The 9,283-nt window shown below is 42.1% G+C and carries 9 protein-coding genes; all 9 read left to right on the top strand.

Annotation, left to right across the window (positions count from 1 at the left end):
* Positions 1 to 20: 20 nt before the first annotated feature.
* The gene (locus A5875_RS11905) at positions 21 to 800 is read left to right on the top strand and encodes a WxL domain-containing protein (protein ID WP_088933793.1); all 780 of its coding nucleotides are present in this window, start codon (positions 21 to 23) and stop codon (positions 798 to 800) included.
* A gap of 72 nt (positions 801 to 872) precedes the next feature.
* On the top strand, positions 873 to 1,946 hold the full coding sequence (locus A5875_RS11900; RefSeq protein ID WP_088933792.1) for a DUF916 and DUF3324 domain-containing protein: 1,074 nt from the start codon (positions 873 to 875) through the stop codon (positions 1,944 to 1,946).
* Complete coding sequence (locus A5875_RS11895) at positions 1,933 to 2,376, top strand: LPXTG cell wall anchor domain-containing protein (protein ID WP_088933791.1); 444 nt, start codon at positions 1,933 to 1,935, stop codon at positions 2,374 to 2,376. Before A5875_RS11900 ends, A5875_RS11895 begins: the two co-directional genes overlap by 14 nt.
* On the top strand, positions 2,373 to 4,934 hold the full coding sequence (locus tag A5875_RS11890; protein ID WP_088933790.1) for a WxL domain-containing protein: 2,562 nt from the start codon (positions 2,373 to 2,375) through the stop codon (positions 4,932 to 4,934). The genes A5875_RS11895 and A5875_RS11890 overlap by 4 nt, the downstream gene beginning before the upstream one ends.
* A gap of 21 nt (positions 4,935 to 4,955) precedes the next feature.
* A complete protein-coding gene (locus A5875_RS11885; protein ID WP_088933789.1) occupies positions 4,956 to 5,171 on the top strand; it encodes a hypothetical protein in 216 nt (71 codons plus the stop codon).
* A gap of 76 nt (positions 5,172 to 5,247) precedes the next feature.
* Positions 5,248 to 6,000: a winged helix-turn-helix domain-containing protein gene (locus tag A5875_RS11880; protein ID WP_088933788.1), complete on the top strand. Its 753-nt coding sequence runs from the start codon at positions 5,248 to 5,250 to the stop codon at positions 5,998 to 6,000.
* A 29-nt stretch (positions 6,001 to 6,029) separates the two neighbouring features.
* On the top strand, positions 6,030 to 6,746 hold the full coding sequence (locus A5875_RS11875) for a winged helix-turn-helix domain-containing protein (protein WP_088933787.1): 717 nt from the start codon (positions 6,030 to 6,032) through the stop codon (positions 6,744 to 6,746).
* A 79-nt stretch (positions 6,747 to 6,825) separates the two neighbouring features.
* Complete coding sequence (locus A5875_RS11870) at positions 6,826 to 7,860, top strand: hypothetical protein (protein ID WP_088933786.1); 1,035 nt, start codon at positions 6,826 to 6,828, stop codon at positions 7,858 to 7,860.
* Positions 7,861 to 8,228: 368 nt separating this feature from the next.
* On the top strand, positions 8,229 to 9,083 hold the full coding sequence (locus A5875_RS11865; RefSeq protein WP_254911869.1) for an Rpn family recombination-promoting nuclease/putative transposase: 855 nt from the start codon (positions 8,229 to 8,231) through the stop codon (positions 9,081 to 9,083).
* Positions 9,084 to 9,283 lie beyond the last annotated feature (200 nt).

The following is a 9,283-nucleotide window of genomic DNA, read 5'->3' as shown; positions in this document are numbered from 1 at the left end:
ATATTAAGGAGAGAAAAGAGATGAATAAGAAAAAATTAGTCACAGGTTTGCTAAGCGCAGCATTCCTAGGCGGGGTATTGGTTACCACAGCATTACCGGCAGATGCAGCTACATATAGCGGACAATCTACTGGATCAGTATCATTCAAAAAGGGAACATTGGTGACACCACCGATTACGCCTCCGATTGTCCCACCAGTAACACCACCAGCAAGTGATTTTGGTTTGATTTATGTTCCGAAAGAATTCAACTTCGCGGAAACAGCGGTTCCTACAAGTGTTGTCACAACATCGACTGTTATTCCAATTGATGCAAACTGGGAAGGCAACCCTGCATCAAATACAGGCGGAACGGGTCTTACTAACCCAACCACTAAACATTTCTTAGTAGGAGATGTTCGTGGTACTCGTGCTGCTGGTTGGAAATTAGAGGCGAAGCTAACTGCGGATCTAACAGACAGCGGTACAAGTAAATCATTGACAGGTGCAACGATTACTATGGCACAGAGCATCAATGAGATGAATCCAACAGGTTGGGTAGCGACACCGACTACTGCGAGTGCAACAGTTCATACACCAGATACGGTGACAGCAGCGGTTACGTTAAGTACAACTAGCTCAACAATTATGAGTGCGGCTGCCGAATCTGCACCAAGTGCGGCGGATGGTCGTGGTGAAGGGTACTGGCAAGGTGAATTTACCAATATCAACTTGAATGTTCCGGCAGGACCAATGAACGCTGTTGCGTCTGGTGAACAATATTCTGGGACCATCGACTGGACATTAACAGACGCGATTTAATAAAAAAGTATGAAAAATGACAGGTTGAAGATAGAAGTTGTCTTCAACCTGTATTGTCTAAAGGAGCCAAATATGAAGCGACTACTCCCGATTTTAAGCTTAGTAGTACTGATTCTTTTCCCTATCACAGGATTTGCGGAGAATGCCAAGGAATCACAACAGGGAATTACTGAAAATGAAAAACGTGCGGGCTTCACGGTACAGGCGGTACTGCCTGAGAATCAGATCAATGATCGCGTGAGTTTCTACCATTTATTAATGACACCTGAACAGAAGCAAACGATCCAAGTAAAGATTATGAACAATTCAGAGAAAAAACAGACCTATAAAGTAGAAGTCATCAATGCCGCAACAAATAAAAATGGCTTGATTACATACGACGAGCGAGACAAGAAGCCAGATGCCAGTATGAAGCTGCCGATCGTGAATGTGGCGAAGCCGAAGAATAAAGAAGTATCGGTGGATGCCTACTCAGAAGGCAAGGCGGAGATTGACATTCAGATGCCAGCAGAATCCTTTCAAGGAATCTTGTTAGGTGGCGTGCGAATATCACTGAAATCTAATGATACGGAAGAAGAAAGTCAGGGAATGTCGGTGAAGAATACTTACGGCTATGCGATTGGTTTGGTTCTAACTGAGCAAGACTTTGCGCCGATCTATGGCGAAACAGAGTTGAAGCTGGTGAAGCTTCAACCAGAGATCGATTACGGCAGTAAAGTATTAGAAGCCAGCATTCAAAATCCTTATCCAGAAGCGATGCAAAACTTAATAGCGGAAGGAAAGATCGTTCGTAAAGGTCAAGAAAAGGCGATCGCGAAGAACAAGCAGGAAAAAGTGAAAATTGCGCCGAACTCTGTCTTTCCTTTCCAAATTGATTGGGGGATGCAGGAAGTTTCGGCTGGAGAATATACGTTTATTGGCAAAGTCAAAGGAACGGCGAAGACGTGGAACTTCAAGGAAGATTTCACGATTAGCCGCGAGATGGCGAAGAAGATGAACAAACAAACGGCGTTTCGGATATTTATTCCTAGTTGGTGGACGACTAGTTTCTATGTCATGGGTACTGCGACCGCAGTCGTGACCGCTTGGCTGATGATTCGTTATATCAAACGGAGGAATGGGAGGGAAAAACGTGAAGAAGAATAAAGGATTGTACTTGTTGGTAGGTCTGTTTTGTTTGTGCGTAAGCGGAGCATCCGTCTATGCCGCAAGTTATGAGGTACAAAATGAAGTAGGGGTCAAGTTTGTGGGTTCAACCAGCACGACTTCAAGCACTGCCTCATCCAGTACGTCAACTAGCACCACAACGAGTTCTACAACAAGTTCGAGTACGTCTAGTTCCAGCAGTAGTATACAAAGTTCATCCTCATTACCGGATACCAATCAAAAAGGGAGCAGCTTTTTATGGTGGGGCAATAATGGTGGCGGAACGGGTGGAACGACACGTTATTATGCAGATGATAAGCTTTTGCCTAGTACCGGTGAATTGGTTCATTTAGCTTTACCATTTGTGGGTGTTTTTCTTGTTATGCTGATCTTTTTCTACTTAAGAAGGAGTAGGAGGGAAAGAGTATGAAGACAATAGTAAGAAATCTCTTTGCAGTATGTATTGTTTTATCAGGGATTATCATAGGAAGTGTTGCTTGTCCAAATCATTCGTATGCATTACAAACAGATACGTTTACAGGAAAAATTGATTTTAACATGTTCATGGATGATGGCAGTGTTATTCCTGCTGGGAAGGTTCCTGTGGCAGAGGTTGACTATGGAGTAAGAAGAAGAGAACAAATTACGTCAGGAGGTACTGTTGTCAGACCTTTAGATGACATGATTAATCAAGAAACAATCGTTATCCCGTATGACGGGGCGGGGAATTTTTCATCCGTGCCTAAAGTTGGGACATTCACATATGGTATGACTTCTAATATTCCAACTGGGTATGATAATAGGTCATTTGCAAATCTCCATTCATTTTACAATTTGAGATTCAATAATGTGCCAGCATATATTCGAACAATTTCCGCTAACTCAACAGTTTTAGGCGATCATTCTCGTTATTCCTATAACACGAATGCGTACAAGAAGGTGGTCAATGATACTAATGACAATTATCCGCTCCTTTACCCCCCACCCTCTAATCTTGCAGGAAATACGAATAAAGCAATATTGAACCCGAATCTAGTTAGAACAATGCCAGGGACTTTTAACTATACGGGAAGTCGATTGACATTTAATGAAGAAGAGCCAAATGGGGTAGAATTTACTCTTTCCGGTGGGTCATTTTGGTTTCCTAATCCTGGTTTTGAATGGTCAAATTGGCATGATCGCCAAGTATTTAATTCAAGCGTAGCAGGTTCAGGGAAGAAGATTACATTCTTTATGAAAGGTTTCCAAGTAGTCGAGAATTTTGAAGACGAGACTGGAACGACTATAACTCCTCCATCTGGTTTTACGCAAGGAAAGACAACGGACGTAGTCGAAAATCAGTATACCCATACAATGGGAACATTACCGAATCAGTATACTGTTGGTAGTAATGAGTATGTTTTTGAAGGGTGGTATCAAGGTTCTCTTAAGCCTGTAACATTAAATACATCGAACTCACCTGCTCCTACGATTGACTATACGCAGACAAAGTCTATCGCTGATTTTGACGACGAAGGTATAATTACGGTTGTTTATAAGAAAAAAGCATTACATGTTCTACAAGAAAAATATGTAGATGGTAGTGATGCCTCAATTAATAGCGGTTCATGGGATACCTCTCAATCTATTGTAGAAGGGAATTCCTTCACTGGGGCTCCTCTCGCAAATAGAACGGATACTGGTGGGGCTGATTGGGAATACATTGGTTGGAAAGAGGGGATTTCTGGAACAGTCAATAGTAAAACTACACCTGTGCAAATAAATAATATACTTGGACAAAAAGAAATTTACTATATCTATAAGAAAAAAAATCATACAATCACTGAGAAATGGGTAGATCAAGTGGATGGATCAACGCTTCTGAATATAACAGGTAATCAGAAAACAAGTCCGATCGATGATAATGATCATTTCACAGGTACAGCGATTGCATCCATTACAGATAACACTAGTGCCGATTGGGATTTTGTTGGTTGGGAAAACGTTACTGATGCGCCCGGTGTGATTAATCCAGCGGCATCCTATGCAGTGAATAATATCAAGGGCGATAAAGAAATTCGTTATCACTATCAAGCAAGGAACACTAGTGCGACTTTGAACTTGAATCCAACACCGCAAATTACTGGAAGTGGTGGTTCAGTGAATTGGAGTTCTCGTTTGACCAATACCGGAACTTCAGCACTGAACAATTTGAAATTAAAAGCGACTAGTAACTGGGCAAGTGGTTTGTCTGCACCTACCATGGTGACTGTTACACCAGCAGGTGGTATAGCTCAGAACTTTACAGTCTCACCAGTAGATTGGGTCGGCGGCTTTAATCTAACAGGAATTAGTATCCCATCTGGCGGAGCGAATAACTATGCGGAAATTACGTTTACGGATACTGCTACAGGTGCGGTGAACCAAGTACTGCCAGCGGAAATCGAAATTGATGGTAATATGGTGGGTTCGCTAGCTGCTGAGAATTTCGTCCGTATCGATGATCCAGACGAACCGAATCTTGAGCCTCTAGGAAATGCAGGTCTGATCAACATTCCTGATTTCCGATTCGGTGATGTGGAAGTGAAGCCATATGCACAAACGAAGGATCTGGATGCAGCTTCTTATCAAGCGGGGTATAACCCTTACATTCGTTTTAAAGATCAAGAAAGCTTGAGCGGCTGGTCATTGACTGCGAAACTTGGACAGTTCACCAGCGGATCGAAAACATTGCCGTCAACGACAAGTATTGAGCTAAACAATGGATCTTTGAAGGAAGTTCAAAATTACAATAAACACAATGAATCGTTGTCAGGTGGAACGTCAGTTGGAAATAAATCAATTCCATCAGACAGCACGACTGTTGCTTTGACCAATGGGGCTACACAAGGTGTCTATCAGCTAGACTATGCCTTTAACGATGTTGAGTTAGAGTTGTTAGCTCATTCTGGTATCGCTGGATTGTCTTATACTGCTGATATGGATTGGACATTGACGACAGCACCATAAGGAAAGTGAGAGAGGGAATCTATGTACAATTATGTTTGGCTATCTGCGGGTATGGGGGTTCTTTCCCTCATCCTAGCGATCTTTTTCCTAGTGAAGGATCTGTCTTATTGCGAACAGACGAAAAGGAAAAAGCTGACTTATCTGCTGGCAAACTGGGGGATGTTCCTCTTGGCGATCGTCTGGATCGGTCTGGGGATCAGTCTGTATGTCATCATCCAGAACCAGTTAACAGCTTAAAAAAAGGACCGCTCGATGTTTCGGGCGGTTTGTACATATTAACGTGGTGTAACGCCACACAAGAACGAGGTGGAAAATGAATCGCATATTGATCTTAACAAAAAATATTTCAGTGGAGACCTATTTGCAGCAGCAGCTCCAAAAACTGAATTACGAAGTGTTGGTTTCCGTATCAATCTGGGAAATGTGGGAGAACGTGCGTCGCGTGGATCGTTTCATGAAGTCCTTTCAATGGATCTTCCTGAGTGAGACGATCTCCGATAACGAAGCGCAGGAATTCGGTGAGCAGTTCACCACAGATTGTCTGGTACGGATCGTCGGCGAGGAACCTTTGGAAGCGACTTCAGCAAAATGGCACGACTGGCATGTTTTTGATTGGATACTGGCGAATACTTCCCTAGAACGGCTGCGCGAAAAGCTGGTCTACAAATCCTTGTTGTACCAAGTCGAATTTCGGGAGGAGAAAAAGGAATTGGCAGCCTACGGCAATCATTCGCTGGACTATCAGAAAAAGGCTTTTCCTTTGTATTACTCAGAGATTCACTTTACCAAGCTGGAAAAAGACATCATTCAGCGGCTAATGGCAGCGAAGAACCTGTCCTTAGCCAGAGAAGAACTTTGTCGCGGCTGGCGCTCAAAAAATCAAAACTCCAAGCTGAGTCAACTATCCTCAGCCATCACGAAGATCCGAAAAAAAGTGGCGGAGGCTTATGGAATCGAGGAAGCCGTTCACACACTATGGGGTGAAGGGTATCAGTTGAACACATACTTTTACAATTGTCTCTTAAAAGGAGAATTCCACAGCCAATCAATGAGCCTTAATCAATAGAAGAAAAAAATCAGAGAGTAGGAATACGCATGAGTCAGATACTATTATTTACCAAAAATCCCTTGAACGAACAAGCCTTTGAGGAACGCCTCAGACAGCTAGGGCACGAAGTCTTTACCACAAAGGAGCTGGTGGAGCTATGCTTATTGGATAACGCCAAGCACGACTTTATCCAAATCTTCCACCAAATCATTCTCAGCGAAACGATCGCCAATGTCGAAGTAAAAGAACTCGTGAAGCAGCTGCGCAGCTACACGATCCCGATCTTCCGCAAATCCGATGAACCACTAGAAGAAACACAGCTAGAAGAATGGAAAGCACTCGGCGTCACCGAGTGGATCGAAAGCCGCCCAAGCATCGAAGTGCTAAGAGAAAAACTCAGCTGCGACAAACTCCGCACCGAAAGCAAGATCGTCTTTCTTCCAAAATCAGAAGAAAGAATCAACCTGTCCAGCCTATCGCTCAGCAGCGGCGAGCTAAAGCTCTTCCGCATCCTGCACGAACAAAAAAACAAAACCGTCTCCCGCGAAGAGCTCTGCCTCCGCATGTGGAATAGACAAAAAAGCAACTCCAGCATGTCCCAGCTATCCGTCATGGTCAAACACCTAAAAGACAAACTAGCCGGACAGGGCATCGAAGGCCCAATCATCGAAACCTGCTGGGGACGCGGGTATCGGTTGGATGGGAAGGTTTATGAACAGGTTGGGGTGGATGAAGTTGATGAAGTGCTGGTGGGTCAGCAGTAAAAAAGAAAAGCGATAGGGGGATAGGGATTATTTTGACGCTTTGTTTGCTAAAAGTGTTCAAAAGAGAGGAGAAAAAAGGGTGAGAAAGTATGGATTCATTGTAGGGTTGTTATTGGTATTGGGGGTATTCAGCGGGTGCGGCGGTGTGAATCTCCAAGAGGAATATCAAGCAGAGCTGCAGAAGCAAGCGAAGATGAACAGTGGAACCTTTGATCTTGTCATTGACAGTGTTTCAATTGATGCTGGGGATAAGGATTCCAGCGTTGAAGATAAAATGATGTTTGATGTGATCGAAAAGCAGCTAAGAGGAGTATCACTCACTGGTTCCTATCAAGTGGATAAGAAAACAAAGAATCAATACGTGAAGCTCCAACTAGATGCACTTGGACAGAAACTGCCGCTTGATTTTTATTCTAATCATCCAGCGAAGGAACTCTATATTAATGCCGCACTCCAACAGTTTGCTCAATTCAACTCAGACCTTTCTGCTCATACCCAGAAAATGGAGGAAAGCGAGGGCAAATATATTTCAATGACACAAGCTGAGGCGCTCAAGGCAATAGGACAAAAAGACTTGGCGGCTCCTAAAACAACTATTTCTGATTTTATCGAGACACTAGAGAAAGAGACCTTCAAAAAAGATGGTGACAAGCTAACCCATCGCTTTACGAAGAAAGAAATCCAAAACTATCTATCAAAGCAAAAAAATACAGACTTAGAAAAACTAGAAAGCTTATCGATCGACCTAACCTTGGATACAAAAGAACATACAAAACAAGGCAAGATCACAGCTAAGAGTACGAACGACGATGCAAGCTATACCGTAAAGATGACGATGAATCAAAAACCGAAAAACAACGATACATCCGTCCAACTGCCGAAAAAAGAAGCACTCATCCCAATCGAAGAATTTCTCAAAGAAGTTACTTCTCCAACACAAGTAGACGATGAAGCAATGGCGAGAGTTCTTAAAAATATAGAAGACGGAAAAGAGGTTATCGACACCGAATCCGCAGAAAAAATAAAAGAGACGTATCGTCAATATTTGAATGATGAACAGTATCAGCAAGTCGTTCAAGCATTGGATAAGGTGCTGGCAGAAAAGAAAGAATAGCGAATAAAATCAATTTAAAAACCTAATTTCCATTCTTAAAACAGCAGAATGGAAGTTAGGTTTTTAAACGTGTATATAAAAGAAAAAATATTTTTACGTCAGAAACCGCCACATTTGTGCGTACCTTAACAGTGAAGAACTTTGATAGTACGCCATTTCCCATGCTATAATGAGGGCAAGAAAAGCCTTTTCAGCAGAGCGCGGCTATCTGGAAAGGTGCGAAAAGATGAAGAAATATTTACCCACGAATGACTTATTTAGAAAAGTGGAGCGAACTCGGTCAGCTCTTGAACAATAAGACTAAAATTTTGATAAATTGCTCCTCAAATTTAACAAAATTTTCGCTTATTGCTTCAAAGAGCTTGTTCGTGCAACTAGACATGTTTAAGAAAATGTTGACCTCCGAAGATTCCCTGCATATCCTCAAAGCTTTTGTGAACGACCTTTTAGAAACGGATTTCAAAGAGCTGCAACCCGAACAGACTTATCACATTGATAGCTATATCAGTAATTACGAAAAAGAACAAAAAAAGCCGAAAATCCAATATACCGAAGTCGATATTCTAGCAACCACAGAAAACGGCACCCAGACAACGATTGAATGTCAGATCCAGCCTCACGATCATTTCAACTCGCGAGCGCTGTTTTACTTGATCGAAGCTTTTCGCTCCTCGTTAGGTAAAAAGAAAAGCAAAAACATTATCAAGGATAATCTGTTTTCAAGTTTGCATCCGGCTTACGGAATCAACATCATTGATTTTCACTTAGCCGATGCCCAAGGAGATGCCTTGCAACGCTTTCGACTACTTGATGAAAAAACTTATCAGCCATTTTTGGGAGACCAAGAAGAAGAGCTATTGATCCTATGTTTTTTAAGCTTGAAAAGTAAAAATATTCGAAAAAACTCTGCCGTGTACCACTGGCAAACATTCCTAAAAACTGGCGAAGTCGCCGCAGGAGCTCCCGAATATATCAAAGAAGCCAAACAACGAATCGACTTTTACAACCTTGGAAGGGAGGAACAAAAAATGATTATGAAAATAGATAAAGCAGAGGCTATTAGTAATGCGGTTATGTCTACTAAAGTGAGAGAAGGAATGGAACTTGCGAGAATTGAGAACGCTCAATCAATGTTAAAAGACGAACTCCCTTTAGAAACGATCTCCAAATATACCGGATTGAGCATTGACAAGCTGGAAGAGTTGAAAAGAGAGCGGGAATAGAGAAAAAAGTATTTCCCAATATTTTATCAGCAGAAGAGAAGTCTTATGAGGCTTCTCCTAATTAAGCGTATCTTATAAGTGAAGAACTTTGATTAAACAGAGCACACACCCATGGCTTAACAGTAGCACTATCTTTTAATCCCCTGTTAAGGTCAGCTTAGAAGATTGTTTCAAAAACTTGAATTTGCTTTACTATTTAT

Source organism: Enterococcus sp. 3H8_DIV0648 (genome assembly GCF_002140655.1).
Taxonomy (GTDB): domain Bacteria; phylum Bacillota; class Bacilli; order Lactobacillales; family Enterococcaceae; genus Enterococcus_A; species Enterococcus_A hulanensis.
This window is presented reverse-complemented; position numbering and strand designations above follow the sequence as displayed.